The sequence below is a fragment of the Streptomyces cyaneofuscatus genome (assembly GCF_042718795.1).
Lineage (GTDB): Bacteria > Actinomycetota > Actinomycetes > Streptomycetales > Streptomycetaceae > Streptomyces > Streptomyces cyaneofuscatus_A.
Genome location: NZ_JBHXOX010000007.1, coordinates 169,350 through 187,875 on the forward strand (window position 1 = coordinate 169,350; position 18,526 = coordinate 187,875).

Here is an 18,526-nt window from a genome sequence, read left to right on the forward strand (position 1 = left end):
ATCGATGGACGACGAAGGAAGCAGCCGCGTGTCGGCACTCGACGAACTGCGTGCGCGGCTGGAAGACGGACTGGCCAAGTCCGGGCTGACCAAGAGCCAACTGGGCACCAGGTCAGGGCGGAAGCGCACAGCTGTGTCGGAGGCGTTCTCGGCCGGGAAACCGGTCCCGTCCGCGGAGACGGTCGCAGGGATCGCCCGCGTCTTGAAGCTCCCGGTCGACGAACTGCTGGACCTCCGTCGGACGGCTGCTCAGGAGGCTGGGGCCCCACCGGCGGAGGGGCCGGGGCGGCCGGTCGGAGACTGGAATCCCCACGACCTGGAGGTCCACCCTGCGGGCCCTGGCGAGCCGGTGTCACGATCCGGCGGCGCCGCGCGGGCCGCGCACGGACTGCCCGGATACGTGCCGCGCGCACACGACCAGGTGCTCGCCGCCGCGGTGTCCGACGTGAGGGCCGGGCGCAGCAGGCTGGTACTGCTGGTGGGCAGCTCGTCGACGGGCAAGACCCGGGCGTGCTGGGAGGCCGTGCAGCCCCTCGCTGCTGAGTCGGGGTGGCGGCTGTGGCATCCGTTCCACCCGACCCGCGCGGAAGCCGCGCTGGAGGACCTGCACCAGGTCGCGCCCCGCACGGTCGTATGGCTTAACGAAGCCCAGCACTACCTGGGCGACCGCGAAGCCGGGGAACGGATCGCCGCCGCCCTCCACAATCTCCTCGTCGCACCGGAACGCGGGCCGGTCCTCGTGCTGGGGACGCTCTGGACCGAGTATGCGAAGGAGTACACGGCTCTGCCCGCGCCGGGTGGGCGGGATCCGTTCAGCCGGGTGCGGGAACTCCTCGCCGGCCGCACCCTGACCGTCCCCGAAATGTTCGACGGTCCTGCCCTTGCCGCAGCCACGAGGCTCGCGGAGGCGGGCGATGAACTCCTCACCGATGCCCTCACCCGCGCCCGCGATCACGGTCGCGTCACCCAGGACCTCGCGGGCGCCCCCGCTCTGCTGGACCGGTACAACAACGCAAGCCCAGGGGGGAAGGCCTTGCTGGAGGCGGCGATGGACGCGCGCCGCCTCGATGTCGGGCTGCACCTGCCCCAGGCGTTCCTCACCGACGCGGCCACCGACTACCTCAGCGACACCGACTACGACCACCTCGCCGACGACTGGGCCGAACAGGCCTACGCCGAAGTCGCCGAACCCGTCCACGGCAAACAAGCTCCCCTGCGCCACACCAACACCCGTCCCCCGCGAAACCCCGCCGTGCCAGCCCCCGCCGCCCGCTCTACTCCGTCCCTCGCGGGACCGCTGCTGCGTCTCGCCGACTACCTCGAACAGCACGGCCGCACCCACCGCCACCGCCTTTGCCCGCCCGCCTCCTTTTGGCACGCCGCCCACACCCACCTCACCGACCCCGACGATCTCAACACCCTCACCAGCGCAGCCTTCAAGCGTCACCGCCTTCGATGGGCCCGCCACCTCGGCCTACGCGCCGCCGCTCACGGCGCCAAAACCGACGTCCTGACCTCCCTGGCCGAATGGCGGGAGGATGCCGAGGACTGGGCGGGCGCCCTGACCCTGGCCCTCGAAGCCGCCGACCACGGCGACACCGGCACCCTAGGCCTCCTGGCCCGATGGCGGGAGGATGCAGGGGACCGGGCGGGGGCTGAGGCTCTGGGCCGTGAAGCCGCCGACCGCGGCGACGCCAACGTCCTGGCCGTCCTGGCAGTCCGGCGGGGGCTATTCGGGGACTGGGCGGGCGCCGAGCCCTTGGCCCGCGAAGCCGCCGACCACGGTGACCCCTTCGGCCTGACCGTCCTGGCCGTATCGCTGGCGAAGGACGGCGACCTGGCGGGCGCCGAGAACCTGGCCCGCGAAGCCGCTGAACTTGGCGACTCCTTACATCTGGTTGTTCGGGCCGTAGAGCTGGCGAAGGAGGGGAACCGGGCGGGTGCCAAGGCCCTAGTCCGCGAAGCCGCCGACCGCGGCGACCTCTTCGCCCAGGCTTTCCTGGCTGGATGGCTGGCGAAGGACGGGGACCTGGCGGGCGCCGAAACCATGATGCGGAAAGCCGCCGACCACCGCGACACCAGACACGTGGCTTTCGTGGCCCAATGGCTGGCGAAGGAGGGGGACCTGGCGGGTGCCAAGGCCATGGCCCGCGAAGCCGCCGACCGCGGTGAGCCCTTCGCCCTGACCGTCCTGGCCGAATGGCTGGCGGAGGCCGGGGACCTGGTGGGCGCCGAAACCATGATGCGGAAAGCCGCCGACCACGGTTACACCAGAGCCCTGGTCTTCGTCGTTCATTGGCTGGCGGAGGCCGGGGACCAGGTGGGCGCCGAAACCTTGGCCCGCGAAGCCGCCGACCGCGGCAACACCGACGCTCTGACGCGCCTGGCCGAATGGCTGGCGAGGGACGGGGACCTGGCGGGCGCCGAAACCATGATGCGGGAAGCCGCCGACCGTGGTAACACCGATGCCTTGGCTTTCCTGGCCGAATGGCGGGTGGAGGCAGGAGACCAGGTGGGCGCCGAGACTCTGGCCCTCGAAGCCGCCGACCGCGGGCTCGACGGCGACTCGCAAGTGCTCATTGATGTGTTGCGCGCGCTGGGACCCTGGGGTCTTGAGCCAGACGGAACAGCCACTCCCCCGTGGGAGTGACCCCGTCCTGTCGCCCAGCGGCCATCTGACGGACGGCAGAAGCCTCGCAGCGTCTCAGGCAAAGGTGGCGGTGTGGGGGTCGGCGGGGATCATGCCGATCCAGCGCAGCGTCGGGTCGCGGTGTAGCCCGAGGGCGAGGAGCCGGACGTCGACCGGCTCGTGGGTGAGCAGGGGGAAGTACATCGGGCGCACGCCCCGGTAGGGCTCGCAGACCTCCGAGGGCAGCTCGACAGCGTCCAGACCGTCCAACCCGCCGCGAGCAGGCCCTCCGCGAGATCGAGCAGACGGCGACGCGCCTACGCGAACACCTCCGCGGCATCGAAGGCGCCCTCAGCATCATCGCCGAACGGCGCAACCAGCTGGTCGGCCTTCAAGGACAGGCCGAAGCCCTGGCCTACACCCGCGGCAGGATCAGTGCCTACCTGGGCCAGATAGGCGTCGCTTCCGATAGCGGACACCTGCAGCGCCTGGAATCAGATGCCGCCGCCCGGCGGCTCGTCGACGGCCTCGAGGAGCAGCTCGACACCGAGACCATCGACGACAGACTCACTCACGGTCTCAGCTACCTCGGCGGCCAGATGACCGGCCACGCCCGCATCCTGAAACTCGAACACGGCGACCGTCTCATCCGTCTGGACCTCAAGAAGCTCACCGTAGTCGCCAACACGCTCGAGGGCATCACCGAACTGCTCCGCATCGGCAGCGGCAAGAACCACGGCGGCTACCACGTGGCCGCCCACCTCGCTCTCCACCAGTACTTCGTCGCCAACAGCCGGCCCGTCCCCCGCTTCCTCATGCTCGACCAGCCGGCCCAGCCCTATTACCCCTCCGACACGGCCAAGCAGCGCGGACGCCTGGAGGACACCACCCTGGACGAAGACCGCGTGACCGTCACCCGCCTCTTCGAACTCATGCATCAAGTCGTCAGGGAGCGTCTCCAACGCGGTGCCGGAACCCCTGGAGTGGGCCACCGCCCACCTGGCTGCCGTCGTACGCAACCGCGCCAACCGCGAGCGCCGCGACACCGAAGCCACACGGTGCCAGGCCGAGGACAAGGTCGCCAGGGCCAAGGCCGACCTGGAGAAGGCGCAGCACGAACTGCGCACGGTGAAGACCGGAACCTGCACCACGGCCCCCGGTCCCCCCGCCGCGTACGGGATCGGGCAGCGGCCGCAGCCGCCAGGAGTTCGCCGCCATCAGGTCCTGGGCGCGGGAGAACGGCCACCAGGTCGCCGACCAGGGCAAGGTGCCCAAGCGAGTCCAGGAGGCGTACGACGCCACCCACCCGGCCCCTTCCCGGAAGGGCGGCTGACCTCGTGGACACCGAACCGATAGTCCTGGATGGCTTCCTGGAGGAGGCCTCCGTGCCCGGCAACCAACCTGCACGGCAGCACGGCCCGGTTCCGTAAACACCGTCTCCCCCACCGACGAGCGCACCGACGAGCGCACCGACGAGATGGTGCTGCCGTGCGGGGTCACGTCCTCCACGACCTGGTCCCCGGCGACAAGCTCCGCGTCACCGGCCACCTCCACCTTCCCCGCACACCGGACGATCCGGTGTGGCTGGCCGTCAGCACACTCGCCGTACTGGAGACCGCGCCCCTTCTCACCGACCCGGGCGCCTTCACGGCGGTGCTGGAGCGGTACGGCCTCTACGTCTGCTGGTTCGACGCCGGCACCGACGCCGCGGACGTCTTCACCGAGACCGGCACCTGGGTCGGCACCGCGCCCGCACCGGATGAGATCGACGACCTCCTCCACGTGTTCGAGCAGCGCCAGTCCACCAGCGGCGAGTGACCCACCCACACCCGACCAACCCCAGCGCCGTGCCCCGACCGAGAGGACGCTGTTGGCGAATTCAGAAGTTGAGCCCGGTGTGAGTTGAAGCTCGCACCGGGCTCTCCTGTCCAGGCCAGTGCTGAGGTGCGAGGATGCGTAAGTGGTGACGGAAGCAGAGTGGGAGCGAGTTCAAGGTGAGCTGCGCTTCGGTCAGGTCTTCATGGGCACTGTCGTCCGGGTGCCCAGGCCGGGGGCGATTGGTGTCTTCGTGGACATTGGCCTCAGTGTCGGAGGGTTCGTCGACGTCGTGCTCTTGCCTCGTCGGCGAAGCGAAGACTGGCCTGTCGAGGGAACAGTGACCGAGTTCGAGGTCTGGTGGGTGCACAGCGGTCACCAGCAGATACGGCTGAAGCCCTCTGACCCGCGGTTCCTGTGCGAGGACTTCGCCGACTTCGTTGCCCGATACAGGCCCAATTGGCCATCCGACATCGGCAAAGCCGTAAGCGGTACTGGAGCCATCAATCCGTGAGCACTGCTCAGCCCTCACTCTGCTGAAGAGCCGCAAAGTGTGAGACGCGCGTGCGGGCATGGCTGGTACCGGAGAGCCAGGCGTCGATGCGGGCGAGGTTGATGGCGGCGCCCGTGAGTTGGTGCTGGAGGCTGGTCTTGGTCAGGCCGCGACAGCGGGACCTACGCATATCGCAACGTTGGACGCCTTGAGCAATGGTGCCCTCGACGCCGGCACGCATCTTGTAGCGCTCTTTCCACTCGTCGGTCTGCTGGAGAACACGAGTCTGCCGGAGGGTGTCGTACTCTGCGCGTGGCCGGAGCGTGATCTGTCGTCGCTGCGTTGTTGGTGTGCTCAGGCAGTCACGCCGGTGCGGGCAGGGGCGGCAGTCCAGGACCGAGAAGCCGACCCGGAGCACAGGCATCCGCCGCTGTGAGTTGTGAACGGCCCACGATCTACTGGTGCGACCATTCGGGCAGGTCACGCGCTCGTTTTCCCAACCTCCTTGACCCACCCGGCGACCGCCTCGTCGTCACGCTCCATGGCCCGCCGGGCGGGGACCTGGCAGGACCAGCCGTTACGCACCAGCAGTTTGCGCACACCCTGGATGGTGTAGGTGAGGTGGAACCGTCGGCCGATCACCGTCTTCACCCGGCTCAGGGTCCAGCGCTGATCCTCCCAGCCATGCGCGGCCGGCCCCTTGGCCAGCTCCCCCTCCAGCTGGGCGAACTGCCGCTCGCTCAGCCTCGGCAGCGACGCCGGCGCCTGCGACCGCAGTGCCCGCGGACCACCGCCCTCCCATATCTGCCGCCACCGCTGCACCGACCACACACTGACCCGCAAGTCTCTGGCGATGGCCGAACTCGACTCACCGCCGGCGAACCTCTCGCCCGCCTGAAGCCGTAACTCCTCGCGAAACCGCTGCCGTTCGGCGGTCAACCCGCCCCCTTGTGGATACCGCATACATCGGTGATACCCCAGCCGACAACCACTCGTCAGCCCCTACGACTCCACGAGTTCAACCTCAGTAGCACGCCACCCGGACCGAGACGCTCGGCCACGTAAGCCGTTCACCAAGTAGCGTCGAACCGCAACCGTTCAAAGGCATCCTTGAGCTTGGCCTCAGTTGCCGACGGGATCGAATCATCGTCGAAATGGTACAGGTCATGTTGAAACACAATCTCTTCTGCCTCAGCTCTTGAGAGGCGCGGCTCAAGCCTGAAGACATAGCCCTCAAGGCGCGGTTGGGTCGCATTCTCCATGCGTTGACGCGCCGCCTCTGTCGGGATGAGGTTCGCGAACAGCACACCTCGGTCGGCGCCAACGTCTTCCAGCTTGCCGATCAGCCCGTCGATGACACCGACGTCGACCCGTCGGCGACGCCACTTGCACTCGATCACAATCATGATCTCGTGCGGCCCGACGTTCGCTGTCACCAAAACATCTATCTGCCGCGGCTTCCTGCTGATCCGCCCCATGACGTTGGCGTTGTGCTCCACCCGCGCATCCGGGTACATGCGGCGCGCCTCTTCCGCAATCTGCTTTTCGAACCGCAGCCATTCGGCTTCTGCTTCTTGTCCCGTTGCATCTCGCACGGGCTGAAGGTACCCCGCCCCTCTGACAGGAACTGTTCAGATGAACACTTCCGCTCTGCCCGTCCACGCCCGCGCGGGCGGGAGTGCCCTCGATTTCCGCCGCGACAGCCGCCCGATCTGGCCGATCAAGGGCGGCTCGAGCACGGGCGGTGACCCGAGCGCACCGCCAGCCCCGTCCGGCGAGCAGGGCTCGCACCTGCCGAACACGGAACGAGACGCCCCGCCCGCACCGCCCACCGCGGACCCGGCCGACGAGCAGCAGCTCGTCACCGCGCAGCAGCAGGCGCCCGAGGCAGCCGAGCAGCGCGACCAATTGCAGGCAGCGCTCGAACCCGTGAACAAGGCGCTCAACCCCGACGGGGCCGAGGCCGGGCAGGACCCGGTCAAGCTCGCCGCTTACCGGGCCGCGGGCGAGCAGGGCCCCCGCGCCGACCGGCTGCTGAACAGCCACTCTTTCGTCCCGGCAATCTCCGAACTTGATCTGGCCGAGGAGACGGCACGCTCGGCGCTGCGAACAATGCTGCGGTTGAGGACGCCCCCACCTGTAACACGCGGCCCCGACCGGACCGCCGCGCGGCGGCGCCGAGCGCAACGACGCCCCGACGGGCGAGCGCCGGTCCGCTCCCCCGCGCGACGCCATCGCCGCCCGGTTCGGCGCCTGACCCCCTAAAGATCATTTCATTGGGAGTTCTGCGCACGCAGCCCTCGGCGATAGCCCGCTCCGTCAGCTCCTGTGCCTTCGCTCGCCGGGCTCGCGCGACAGGCCGCTCGTCCCCAGGTCGCGCGAGGGTCGACCGACACTGTCGGCTCACTGCCATCGGCGGCCGGGGAGTTGTCGTCGATCATCAGGACGATCCCACAAGGCATCATGAGCGCCGGTGCTCGACGAGCAGGTTCGCTCTCGTGGCGAAGGAGGCGGCCGACGAGCCCGTAGTGCCGTATAGAGCCGAAAGGCACCCGTCAGTAGTGGGATCCCTCTGGGACTTTTCTGGGACTTCCAGCTCCATCAACCGGCACGAGCGTGAAAGAACCGAAAGACCATTCACGCAGGTCAGCGACCATTGCGCACTCATCACGGCAGGTCACAGCGCTCGCTGGTCTCTTCCGCGACATTTGATGTGAGGATGCCGCCGCACCCCGTTCGGCCTGCTACTCAGCGGGTCAGGGAGGGGTGCGGCGGCCGGAGTGAGGGCTGTCGGGGCAGGCTGCCGTTCGCGCAGCCGCAGGGCTTCGACAGCGGTGGAGAAACCAACGTTGGCAAGGGCCACGGCCACGGGTAATCACCTCTCTGACCTGGCATTTCTTGCAAAGTCGTCTACGTTGACACGACCTCGTACACCTTGGCCGGTCTTTCCCCAGCCCGAAGGTCGCCACGAACACCGCGCCCCACGGGCCGATCGGCTCCACCCGCTCCATCGCCGCGCCGCCCCCGTTCTCAGTCCTGTTCCCCACTGCAGGCCGCGGAGGGCGGTCCGGTTACGCCCCCGGGGCAGGGCGCGGTCACGCCCCGGAGCGCGGTGCGGCCGAGGACGGTGTGGCCGGGGGGAGTCCGAGGGACACCTCGTACGGCGCGCTCGGTGAGGGTGACCTCGGCGGGGCACCGGGATCGCCGGGGCCACCCGGGCCGGCGGGAGAGTCGAGTACCCGGCCGACCTTCTCCCACCAGGTCTGCCGCACCCAGCCCACGACCGCCGGCGCCGCATCCTCCTTGCCGGCGAACTGGTGGTGGAGCGCGCCGCGGGTGTAGCCGGCCTCCGCGGCGACCCGGGTCAGGGAGAGTTCGGCGTACCCGTGGTGTGCCAGGCCGCGCGCCGCGGCCGCCAGCAGCGCGTCCCGGCTGTGCGCCCGGCGCTCGGCCTGCGTACGCCGTGCCGCCGCGCTGCCTGTCGCGGTGCCCGCCATCGCCGCTGCGCCGGCTGCTCCCGTCGCCGCTACCGCCGGCGTTTTACGGCAGCGTTGCGGAAGTGGATCTTCCGGACATGGCCGGTCCCCGACGGAATGCGCTCGGCATGGACATGCTGGGGCAGAATACGTGGCGTCGTGGACACGTACCGGCGCCGCGGCCCCCGTCCCGTCCCGCACCGGGCCGCGCGGCGCCACGGAGAGGGAGGCGTGGCATGGCTTTGTCGGCGGTGCCCTTATGGTTACGGCGACCCGGACTGCCGCGTGAACGGACCGCGGCGGGCTCGGGGTTGCAGCGGGCCAGGTCCTTCATGGTGCTGGCCACCCTGCTCTACCGGGTCAGCCATCTGGCGGTGGGCCTGGTCGCGGTCCTGCAGCACCAACGCGACCAGCCGGTACCGTACGCGCTGCTCGCGCTCGCCCTGGGGCTGAGCGCGCTCGTCCACGGCACGGCGCTGCGGCGCGGCTGGTTCGAGCGGCGGCACATCTGGGCGGACGTCCTGGTCAACGGGGTCGCGCTGCCGCTGACCCTGTACGCCTGGGGCGGCGCCGAGGACTCCGCCGCGCTCGGCTGGGCGATGCTGCTCGGCGGCTCGGGGTGCGCCACCGCCGCACTCGTCCTGGACCGGCTCCAGGTCATCGGCGTGGTCGTCCTCCTCGCCGCCACCCATCTGCTGGGCTACCGGCTGGTGGACGCCAGCACCGCGGTCGTCCTCGGTCACACCAACTCGCTGCTGTCCTCCGCCGCGATGGCCTGGGTCTTCTGGTGGTACCTGCGCCGCCAGGGCCGCCTGCTGGACGACGCCAACGCCCGCGCGCTGGCCGCCGAGGCGACCAGGGCCCGTTATGTCGAGCGGCTGGAACACCACCGGCTGCTGCACGACACCGTCCTCGCCACCCTGACCACCCTCGCCACCGGCGGGGTGGACGCCAACACCCCCCAGGTGCAGGAGCGTTGCGCCCGCGAGGCGGCGTATCTACGCCGGCTGATCGAACAGACCGCCGACGAGGTCCACCACCGGGGGATCGGCGAGGCCCTGGAGGAGGTGGTCGGTGCCGCGGAGAGCCTGCGGCTGCGGGTCACCGTCCGCTACCACGCCCTGCCCGAGGTGCCGCCGGAGGTCTCCGTCGCCCTCGCGGACGCGGTCCGGGAGGCGTTGAACAACGTGCACCGGCACGCGGGAACCGACCACGCCTACCTCACCGCCACCGGGGACCCCGAACGGCCCGGGGCCGTCGTGGTCACCGTCGTCGACCGGGGATGCGGATTCGATCCCGAGCGGTGCGAACCCGGCCTCGGGCTGCGCCGTTCGGTCTGCAAGCGGATGACCGCGGTGGGCGGCCGGGCCGAGCTGGACACCGAACCCGGCGAGGGCGTACGGGTGGAGCTGAGATGGCCCGGGTGATCACGCTCGCGCTGGTGGACGACGACCGGATGCTCACCGACGGCATGCGGGTCTGGCTGGGCGGGGTGCCGGGACTGCGGCTGGTGGCCACCGCGACCACCCCCGCGGAGCTGCTACGCCCGCCGGACCCGGAGCTGCCGTACGCCCCGCCCGACGTGGTCCTGCTCGACCTCCGGCTGGGCGACGGGTCCGACCCGGTCGACAACATCCGGCTGCTGCTGAGCTCCGGGAGCCGGGTGCTGGTGATCAGCACCGTCCCGGACCGGGTCCGGATCATCGAGTCGGTACGGGCCGGCGCGGACGGCTATCTGACCAAGGACAACGACCTGCCGACCCTGGTCGCCGCGATCGAGGACGTCGCCGCCGGCCGCGGCGCCCACTCCCCGGAACTCGCCTTCGCCTGCGCGCACGACGACAGCCCCACCCGCCCCCGGCTCTCGCCCCGGGAGCGGCAGATCCTGCTCGACTACGCGTCCGGGATGACGCTGAAGTCCGCCGCCCGGCGCGCCGGCATCACGGTGCACACGGCCAAGGACTACCTGGACCGGGTCAAGGCCAAATACCGGCAGGCGGGCCGGCCGGCGTACACGAAGATCGACCTGGCCCGGCTGGTGCGGGAGGACAGCCTGGACGGGCAGTGAGCCGGTGGTGGTGCCGGTTCCGGTGGTGGTGCCGGTTCCGGTGGTGGTGCCGGTTCCGGCGTTGGCGTCGGTTCCGGTTCCGGGCTACGTGGGCGAGGGGGGCGTGCAAGCCCCCCAAACGGATGGCTACAGAGTGCCTGTCCGTCGCTCCTATTGTCGGTCCCGGCTGTTCGGTGCACCGGGGCGACGGGAGGGCGAGCCGGTGTCCGGCCTCGCGCCGACGGTACGGGAGGCGCCCGCCCGCGGCGCCCCTGCCGCCCTGACGTCCCGCTGCTCTGTTCCGTCCGTACCGCCTGCTTCCTCCGCTTCGCTCCGCCCGGCGCCGCGCCCGCGCGTCCGCGGAACCGCACGGCCGATCGGGCCGAGCCCTCTCTTCCCCACCCCAGGAGAGACAGATGACGCAGCTCCACGTCCGCCCCGCCGCTGTCCCCGCTGTCCCCGCCGTCTCCGGCGGTGGTGAACCTCCGTCCGGGCAACCGGAGTTCGTCGGCCGGGAGGCCGAACGGGGGTATATCTCCGCCGCCCTGGTCGCCGCGCGGGCCGGCCGGGGCGGGGCGCTCTTCGTCACCGGCGAGCCCGGTGCGGGGCGGACCCGGCTCGCCGCCGTGGCGCTCGCCGCGGCCGGCCACGACCTGGCCACCGCGAGCGGCCGGGCCAGCACGGTCGGCTCGGTCGTCCCGTACCGCCCGCTGGTCGAGGCGCTGCTGTCGCTGGCCCGCGCCGGACTCCTGCCCGAGCAGGACGAACTCGGCGGCTACGGCCGGGTGTTGACTGGGCTGCTGACCGGTGCCCGGGGAGTCGGCGCCGGCTCCCCGCTGGCGGTCGCCGAGGCCGTACTGCGCTTGATCGCCGTCGTCGGACGGCGGCACGGGGCACTGCTGCTGGTCCTCGACGACCTGCACGACGCCGACCCCGGCACCCTGGCGGTGGTCGAGTACCTGCTGGACCACCTCGGGCAACTGCCCGCCGTCCTGCTGCTCACCGCCCGACGCGAGCCCTGCGTGGCGACCGAACTCGCCGCCCGGGCGCGGCAGCGCGGCGCCGCGGTCGTCCTGGACCTGGCCCCGCTCGACCTCGGCGAGGTGCGACGGCTGGTCGCCGCCGTACGCCGGATCCCCCCGGCCGAGGTCGACGCCGAAATGGCCCACCGGGTACGGGAGTACAGCGGCGGCATCCCGTTCGTCGCCGTCGAACTGCTCCAGCAGCCCGGTGGCGACGACGACCACCGACTCCGCCGGCCCCACCTCCACCATCACCACCACGGGAGACCGGCGGCGCCCGCCGCGGTCGCCGACAGCATCCGATGTCGCACCGCCCGGCTCGCCCCGCTCGGTACGGAGTTCCTGAGCGCGGCGGCACTCTGCGGCCCGCGCTTCCCGCTGCCGGTGCTGCACCGGGCGCTCGGCTGTACGGATGCCGAACTCACTGCGGTGGTACGGGCGGCGACCGCCGCCCACCTGATCGTGCCGGACGCCGACGACCCGCGGTGGTACGCCTTCCGGCACCCGCTGGTGGGCTACGCGCTGCTGGCCGATCTCGGACCGGGCAGCCGCGTCGGCCACGCCCGCCGGGTCGTCGCCGCCCTGGTGGCACTCCACCCGGAACTTCCCGGCGGCTGGGGCGTACTCGCTGCCGACCTCCACGCCCAGGCCGGCGACACCGCGCAGGCCGTCCGGCTGTACTGCGCCGCGGCGGAGCGCAGCGCGGGGGCGGAGCGAGGTGCGGGGGCTGACCGAGATGCGGCGGGTGAGGGTACGGAGGTCGGGGGCGGTACGGCGGGCGAGCGTACGACGGGGGTCGGGGGCGCGGTCGTCCTGCTGGACCGGGCGCACCGGCTGGCCGGTCCGGACACCCCGCCCGAGCTGCGGGCCACCGTACTGGCCCGGCTGCTGGACGCCACGGCCTGCGCGGCCCGCTTCCAACCGGTGGCAGCGCTGCTCACCGGCGAGGAGGCGCCGGCCGAGGACCTCCCCGCCTCGTCCCGGGCCGGGCTCCACGCCCGACTGGCCGAACTCTTCCTGCTCACCGGCCGGTTAGCGGCCACCGCCCGGCACCTCGACACCGCCCACTGGCTGCTCGGCGGTGAACCGGCCGACGCCGACACCGCTGCGGTCGACCTTGCCGCCGCGCACGCGCAGCTCCACCGGCTGGCGCCCGAGCGACTGCGGAGCGCCGCCGAACTCGCCGAACGCGCCCGGGCCGCCGCCCAGCGCGCCGAACTGCCCGCCCTCGCCTGCCGGGCACTGCTCCTCCTCGCCCGACTCGCCGAGGAACACGCCGAGTCGGGTGCCCGGGCGCGGCTGGAGGAGGCCCGTACGCTGGCCCGGGCCCACCGCCTCCCGGTGCTCCGGCTGGCCGCGGAGGCCGAGTTGGCCCGGCTCGCCGCGGACCGCGACGGCCATCTGCCCCCGCTCGAACACGCCCACCGGGAGGCGGTCCGCCGGGGCTTACCCCCGTTGGCACAGCGCCTCGGTCTGGCGCTGACCCTGGAGCAGATCCGGCGCGGCGAGTTCGCGGCCGCCGGGAAGCGGATCCGCGCGGCGACCGCCGAGGCCGAACGGCTCTGCCTGGCGGGGGCGCTGGCCGAGCTGCGGATGGCCGAGGCGGTGCGCCTGGCCCACCAGGGCCGCCGCCTGGAGCTGGAAGACACCCTGGAGCGGATGGAGTTGGCCCCTGACGCCGCCCCCGGCCTGCGCCAGGTGGCGTTCGGGCTGGCGCGCGCCGTCTGCTCACTGTTGGAGGAACGGCCGGGCGACGCCGAGCGGGAACTCGCCCAGGCTCTCGCCCTCGACGCGGAGAACCCCGCGACCGCCGATTTCGGCCGCTACGGACTGGCGGTGCTGCTCGGCGTGTTGGCCGGGCGGCTGGGCCGGCAACACCTGCCTGGCACCGCAGGCGCCGGCGGCACCCGCTGGAACCGTCAGTTCGCCGGGCTGGCGCACGCCGTACTGCTGGGCCGTGAAGGCCGCGCCGGAGAGGCGACCGCCGCGGCGGCGGCCGCGCTGGAGGCCGCCGCCGCCCACCCCGTCGCCCGCCACCTGGCGGTGCGCCTGGTCGCCTCGGCCGCGCACCGGGACGGCTGGGGTGCCCCGGTGGAGTGGCTGCGCGAGGCCGAGGAGTACTTCCACGGCGCCGGGCTGCGGGCCCCCGCCGGCGCCTGCCGCGCGCTGCTGCGCGGCATGGGGGCCACGGTCCGGCAGCGGCGCACCGGCACCGAGCAGGTGCCGCCGGTGCTGCGCCGGTTCGGGATCACCGCCCGGGAGTTCGAGGTCGCCAGGCTGCTCGCCGAGCGGGTCGCCAACAAGGACATCGCCGTTCTGTTGCACATCTCCCCACGCACCGTGGAGAAGCACGTGGCGAGCCTGCTTCAGAAGACCGGACACCCCGACCGCACGGCCTTCGCCACCGCCACCCGCACCACCCCAACCCTCGTCACGGGCACGGGTATAGGCATCAGCGCAGGGACCGGCAGTGGCACGGGTACGGGGACCGGTACGGTCCGGCTCACCCCGCCCGCCCGCCCGGCGGTCACCACCGCCGACGGCTGCTGACAGCCCACGCCCGGACCCAGGCCCCCCGGGGAGCCCGGACACCGGCTCGGGGTGCTGTGGTGCCGGCCGGTTCACGGGGAGGAGACCGGTGGGTGGGCGGAGGTCAGCCGGCGCGGGGTGGGCTGCTCCGCCGCCCCCGTGCCCGGCGCCGGCCCGGGTGCCGGGCCCGGCTTCGGCGGTGGGGTCAGGGTGACCACGCGGTCGAAGTGGCTGTCCAGGCCCTCGTCGCCGTGGTGCACCACCAGCAGCGCCCGCCCCTCGGTCCGCCCGCTCAGCGCCCGGAACACCACGTCCCGGCCGAGCTCGTCGAGGTTGGCGAACGGCTCGTCGGCGAGGTAGACGTCCGCGTCCTCGCTCAACAGCGCGCCCACCCCGACCCGTTGCCGCTGTCCGGAGGAGAGGTGCGAGGGGAGCCGGCCGGTCAGCCCGTCCAGGCCGAGCGCGGCCCGCAGCTCCTCGTCCGGCACCAACTCACCCACCGGCAGCGGCGGGAGGTTCACCGGCGCGGTCAGGCTCGCCACCCGCGGCGGGAGGACGACCGTACCGGCGTCCGGGGCGAGGGTCCCGGCGACGACGTGCAGCAGGGTGGTCTTCCCGCAGCCGTTGGGGCCGCGGAGCAGGACGCGCTCACCGGTGCCCAGGTCGAAGTCGGCGACCCGCACTTCCTTGGCGTCCGGCATTTCCTCGGTGTCCGGCACCTCCGCGGTGCCGTCGTAGCGGACCCGTACCTCGCGCAGCCGTACCGCGGGGCCCTCGTCGGCGTAGCCGGACCGGGGGGAGTCGCGCAGCGACCGGATCCGCCGCAGCACCGCGTTGCTCCGCCGGACCTGCGGAATCATGTTGATCAGGTCGAAGATCCCGGAGACCGCCCGCCACAGCGAGTTCACGAAGGCGAGGAAGCTGCCGAAGGACATCCGGCCGGTGAACACGAAGAACGCCCCGACCACCATCGACGCGGTGTCCGACAGGTTCATCACCAGGTCGCTGAGGGTCCGTTGCTTCAGCGACAGCCGGTAGTTGACGTAGGTGAGGTCCAGGAAGCCGCCCAGCGCCCGCCGGTTGACCGCCCGGGTGCCCGGCAGCAGCGCGGGCAGGCCGCGCAGCGCGTGGAAGGACTCCAGGGTGCGGGTGAGCCGGCTGACGTAGCCGGCCTCGGCCTCCCGCTCGGGCTCGGTGTTGTCCTCGATCCGCTTGGCCAGCCGGTTGCTCACGACCACCAGCGGCGGCACGATCACCAGCAGGATCAGGCTGGCCTGCCAGGACAGGTAGAGCAGCACACCGACGAAGACCAGCGAGGAGACCAGTGTCCGGCCGATCCGGATGCAGACGTCCATCGCGGGCAGTACGCCCTCGCTGACGTCGTTGTGGATCCGGCTGACGTACGAGGCGTTCCCGGGCCCGGTCAGCTTGCGGCTGTCCAGGCCGAGCGTACGGTCCAGCAGCTCGGTCTCCAGCGTCAGCATGAACGCGTTCTCGAAGCGCCTGCGCCACGCGGAGATCCAGAACGCCGCCAGGTTGAGGCTGATGCCGAGCACCAGGTAGCAGCCGCCGAGGAAGACGAAGCGGTGCAGGTCGGCGGTCATGATCGCCTGGTCGAACAGCGCCTTGAGCAACAGCGGGTGCAGCAGCGCCTCGATCCCGCCGGTGCTCGCCTCGGCGATGAGGATCGCCAGGAACCGCGGGCGGTGCCCGCGCAGGGTCTCCCACAGCTCCTTCACGGCGCCACCTCGTCCAGCAGGAAGTCGGGCCGACCGCCGTGGTTGACCCGGTGCAGCACCCGCAGCACCCCGGCCGAGCCGGTCAGGTAGTCGGTGGAGCAGCGCAGCAGCCCCTCGCCGGGGACGCCCAGCGGCACCGGACCGTCGTCCCCGCGTGGCACCCCGAAGCGTTCGGCCGGCTCGAAGAGGAAGACCGACCGTACGTAGTCGAGTTGGCGCAACGCGGTGTCCCGGTAGGCGCGGTCGCCGGTGAACTCGGCCGCATCCAGCAGCGCGTCGGCCACTCCGGTGAGCCCGAAGCAGTACGCCGGCAGCACCGAGAAGCGCACCTCCAGACCGCGCAGCACCTCCCGGGCGGCGTCCAGGTCGCCGTAGCGCAGCAGCACCTGCGCCACGCCCGCCGACCCCACCTCCACGTACGGCTCCATCGTGCCCTCGTGCTCGAACATCTTCCGGCCCTCGTCGTCCAGCTCCTTGAGCCGGCTCATCTCCCAGGCCAGCGCCTCCCGTCCGAGCCGCAGCCACTCCTCCTCGCCGGTCACCTGGTGCATCCGCAGCAGGAAGAGCGCCACCCCGGCCTGGCCGAAGCCCAGCCCGGTCAGCGGCTCCTCCCCGGTGAACTCGTTGCGCCAGTGGGCCAGTCCGTCCGAGCGCACCGCGCGCTCGCGCAGCGCCCGCGCGCACTCCCGGGCGGCGGCCAGGTCGCCCGGGTCCCGGCCGTGGTGGAAGAACCGGAGGTTGGTCACGCCCAGGCCGCTGAGGCCGTAGTAGAAGGTGTGGTCACCGACCGCGAGCGCCCGCCGGTTGGCGTGGCCGAGCAACTCCCCTGCTCGCGAGCCCAGTCCGAGATCGTCGGCCGCCCAGGCGATGCCCGCGAGACCGGCCATCAGCCCGTCCGGGTAGTCGCGTACGTCCAGGTCGGCGATCCGCTTGGCCAGCCAGTCGCGCCACCGCGGCCGTACCGGCACACCCGAGGCGTGCAGCGCCCGGAGCACCCCGCCCGCCCCGAAGCCCAGGCTCAGCGGGTTGGTGACGTGCGCGAACGGGTCCACCGGGAAGAGCGTGGCGCGCTCGGGGTCGGCCACCGCGGTGACGAACGCGGCCACCCCGGCCTCCGCCTCCACCAGCCGCGCCGGCTCCGGCAGCGCCGGGGGTGACGGCGCGACCGTCACCCGGTCGACCAGCTCCGAGCCGTCGCCCAGCTCCTCCAGTACGTCGGTGAGGGTGATCCGGTTCGCGGCCAGGTCCATGATCAGGGTGTGGATCCGCTCCGGCCAGCCCAGCGCGTCGACGAAGACCCGGTAGCTGTCCAGGATGTCCGTGCGCAGATAGGACATGGCGGCGATCGGGAAGACGAAGTACGCCATGGTGGTCGCCAGGCCGAACAGGTCGCCCTCGGGACCCGCCGCCCGGTAGTGGTGCCCGGAGAGGCTGAACCCCGGGGTGAACAGCTCAACCGGCTTCGCCAGCGCCGCGTCGTCGCCCGCCTCCGGGCCCGGCGCCTCGATCAGCCGGCACGCCTCCAGGTCGACGATGGTCACCTCGTGGGTGGTGGTGTCGATGAGCAGGTTCGCCGGGGTGAAGTCGCCCAGGATCACACCGTGTTCGTGGGCCGCGCGGATCGCCCGGGCCAGCGCGCGGAAGACGTCCACGAAGAGCCGCAGGAAGTCGCGCGACCGCTCGAGGTCGAAACCGGGCCGGGCCAGCGGGTTGTCGGCGAGCAGCACCGTACGGATGTCGGCGCCCTCTACGAACTCCTCCGCGATGTAGTGGTGTTCCCAGTGCTCGAAGTACGCGATCGGCCGCGGATAGGCCCCCACGTCGGCCAGCCGGTTCAGGAACATCCACTCCCGGGCCAGGATGTCCACCGCGTCGTGGCCCTGCCGCGGATTGGGGTTGGTGTGCGGGCGGGCCTCCTTCAGCACCACCTTGCGGTCCCCGTCCGCGGTGTCCTCGGCGGTGTAGACCCCACCGCTGTTGGAGAACTGGATCGCCCCGGTCACCCGGAAGCGGCCGCCCAGCAGCCCGTCGTCCTCCGGCTCCTCGGCCGGCTTCCAGTCGGCGAACGGCCACTCCACCCACCAGGGTTGGGCGTATCCGGGCTGCCGGTCGTCGGGCACCGGCCCGTCCGGACCCTCGATGTGCGCCACCGGCCGCCCGAGCACGTCCACCGCCCGGGAGTGCAGGAACTGGCCGTAGCGGAAGTACAGCGCCCGGCTGTCCCGGTAGCGCGTGTCGGACAGCACGTACGCGCCCTCGACGCCGTCCAGCAGCCGGGCCAGGTCGGCCAGACAGGACCGGAACTCCGCGTCGTCGCGCGGGTAGACGGTGACCAGCTTGCCGCCGCTGCCCCGGGACATGCCCTTGGAGTTGAGCATCTCGTACACGTTGAGGTCGAGCGCGATCTTGAAGTCGGCCTCCCGGTCGACCAGATGGCGGATCACCTCGTTCGCCACCCGGTACACGCTGCGGTGGTCCGCCGACACGTGGATCTTCCAGCCCTGCGCGGGCAGTTCGGGGTTGTGCCGGTGGCTCCACCAGATCCCGCTGCGGACGAAGCGCGCCCGGGTCCGCTCGTCGAACCCGGCGAGGAAGTGGTCCTCCCGCGGGTGGTAGTAGACGTCCAGCGGGTCGAAGAACAGGGTGTCGTTCCAGGCGAAGAGGAAGCGGTTGATCCAACGTTCGTCACGCATGTCAGCCTCTGTGGTCGTCGTCCGGGGGCCGCGGGTCGAAGCGGTGGCCGGCGGGGCACGGGCGAAGCGGTCCGGGCACGGGC

Annotated in this window: 14 protein-coding genes and 2 pseudogenes; 9 read left to right on the plus strand and 7 right to left on the minus strand. The window is 71.9% G+C overall.

Annotated features, from left to right (window positions below):
• Window positions 1–28 precede the first annotated feature (28 nt).
• On the plus strand, window positions 29–2,650 hold the full coding sequence (locus ACFWRT_RS09615; RefSeq protein ID WP_380951538.1) for a hypothetical protein: 2,622 nt from the start codon (window positions 29–31) through the stop codon (window positions 2,648–2,650).
• 54 nt (window positions 2,651–2,704) lie between these two features.
• Here the strand turns inward: ACFWRT_RS09615 and ACFWRT_RS09620 are convergent, their stop codons facing one another.
• Together ACFWRT_RS09620 and ACFWRT_RS09625 are read right to left on the minus strand one after the other, a co-directional pair.
• A complete protein-coding gene (locus ACFWRT_RS09620; protein ID WP_380951536.1) occupies window positions 2,705–2,899 on the minus strand; it encodes a hypothetical protein in 195 nt (64 codons plus the stop codon).
• Window positions 2,900–2,946: 47 nt separating this feature from the next.
• Window positions 2,947–3,108, minus strand: coding sequence for a hypothetical protein (locus tag ACFWRT_RS09625; protein WP_380951535.1), 162 nt, complete (start codon window positions 3,106–3,108; stop codon window positions 2,947–2,949).
• A 75-nt stretch (window positions 3,109–3,183) separates the two neighbouring features.
• Here ACFWRT_RS09625 and ACFWRT_RS09630 point away from each other — a divergent pair.
• The 4 genes and pseudogenes from ACFWRT_RS09630 to ACFWRT_RS09645 form a co-directional block, all read left to right on the plus strand.
• Window positions 3,184–3,525, plus strand: a pseudogene (locus ACFWRT_RS09630) (DUF3732 domain-containing protein); the annotation flags it as partial.
• 320 nt (window positions 3,526–3,845) lie between these two features.
• Window positions 3,846–3,962: an Lsr2 family DNA-binding protein gene (locus tag ACFWRT_RS09635; protein ID WP_380951563.1), complete on the plus strand. Its 117-nt coding sequence runs from the start codon at window positions 3,846–3,848 to the stop codon at window positions 3,960–3,962.
• A 155-nt stretch (window positions 3,963–4,117) separates the two neighbouring features.
• Window positions 4,118–4,447, plus strand: coding sequence for a hypothetical protein (locus ACFWRT_RS09640; RefSeq protein ID WP_380951534.1), 330 nt, complete (start codon window positions 4,118–4,120; stop codon window positions 4,445–4,447).
• Between the two features lie 142 nt (window positions 4,448–4,589).
• A complete protein-coding gene (locus tag ACFWRT_RS09645) occupies window positions 4,590–4,958 on the plus strand; it encodes a hypothetical protein (RefSeq protein WP_380951533.1) in 369 nt (122 codons plus the stop codon).
• A 7-nt stretch (window positions 4,959–4,965) separates the two neighbouring features.
• On the opposite strand, the pseudogene ACFWRT_RS37615 reads toward ACFWRT_RS09645, so the two are convergent.
• Window positions 4,966–5,900 (minus strand): annotated as a pseudogene (locus ACFWRT_RS37615) (transposase).
• Window positions 5,901–6,007: 107 nt separating this feature from the next.
• Window positions 6,008–6,532 (minus strand): restriction endonuclease, encoded by a 525-nt coding sequence (locus ACFWRT_RS09660; protein WP_380951529.1) that lies wholly within the window; start codon window positions 6,530–6,532, stop codon window positions 6,008–6,010.
• Between the two features lie 40 nt (window positions 6,533–6,572).
• Between ACFWRT_RS09660 and ACFWRT_RS09665 the strand changes: the two genes are divergently transcribed.
• Window positions 6,573–7,202 (plus strand): prefoldin domain-containing protein, encoded by a 630-nt coding sequence (locus ACFWRT_RS09665; RefSeq protein WP_380951528.1) that lies wholly within the window; start codon window positions 6,573–6,575, stop codon window positions 7,200–7,202.
• Window positions 7,203–8,032: 830 nt separating this feature from the next.
• On the opposite strand, the gene ACFWRT_RS09670 is transcribed toward ACFWRT_RS09665, so the two are convergent.
• The gene (locus ACFWRT_RS09670; protein ID WP_380951527.1) at window positions 8,033–8,434 is read right to left on the minus strand and encodes a TetR family transcriptional regulator; all 402 of its coding nucleotides are present in this window, start codon (window positions 8,432–8,434) and stop codon (window positions 8,033–8,035) included.
• A gap of 311 nt (window positions 8,435–8,745) precedes the next feature.
• Between ACFWRT_RS09670 and ACFWRT_RS09675 the strand changes: the two genes are divergently transcribed.
• The 3 genes from ACFWRT_RS09675 to ACFWRT_RS09685 all read left to right on the plus strand — a co-directional run bounded on the left by ACFWRT_RS09675 (window position 8,746) and on the right by ACFWRT_RS09685 (window position 14,032).
• Window positions 8,746–9,840, plus strand: a complete 1,095-nt coding sequence (locus ACFWRT_RS09675) for a sensor histidine kinase (protein WP_380951526.1) — start codon at window positions 8,746–8,748, stop codon at window positions 9,838–9,840.
• The gene (locus tag ACFWRT_RS09680; protein ID WP_380951525.1) at window positions 9,828–10,481 is read left to right on the plus strand and encodes a response regulator; all 654 of its coding nucleotides are present in this window, start codon (window positions 9,828–9,830) and stop codon (window positions 10,479–10,481) included. Before ACFWRT_RS09675 ends, ACFWRT_RS09680 begins: the two co-directional genes overlap by 13 nt.
• 395 nt (window positions 10,482–10,876) lie before the next feature.
• The gene (locus tag ACFWRT_RS09685) at window positions 10,877–14,032 is read left to right on the plus strand and encodes an ATP-binding protein (RefSeq protein WP_380951524.1); all 3,156 of its coding nucleotides are present in this window, start codon (window positions 10,877–10,879) and stop codon (window positions 14,030–14,032) included.
• A 71-nt stretch (window positions 14,033–14,103) separates the two neighbouring features.
• Here ACFWRT_RS09685 and ACFWRT_RS09690 read toward each other — a convergent pair whose 3' ends face one another.
• Both ACFWRT_RS09690 and lanKC read right to left on the minus strand, forming a co-directional pair.
• Window positions 14,104–15,750: an ATP-binding cassette domain-containing protein gene (locus ACFWRT_RS09690; protein ID WP_380951523.1), complete on the minus strand. Its 1,647-nt coding sequence runs from the start codon at window positions 15,748–15,750 to the stop codon at window positions 14,104–14,106.
• Complete coding sequence (gene lanKC / locus ACFWRT_RS09695; RefSeq protein ID WP_380951522.1) at window positions 15,747–18,443, minus strand: class III lanthionine synthetase LanKC; 2,697 nt, start codon at window positions 18,441–18,443, stop codon at window positions 15,747–15,749. The genes ACFWRT_RS09690 and lanKC overlap by 4 nt, the downstream gene beginning before the upstream one ends.
• Window positions 18,444–18,526 lie beyond the last annotated feature (83 nt).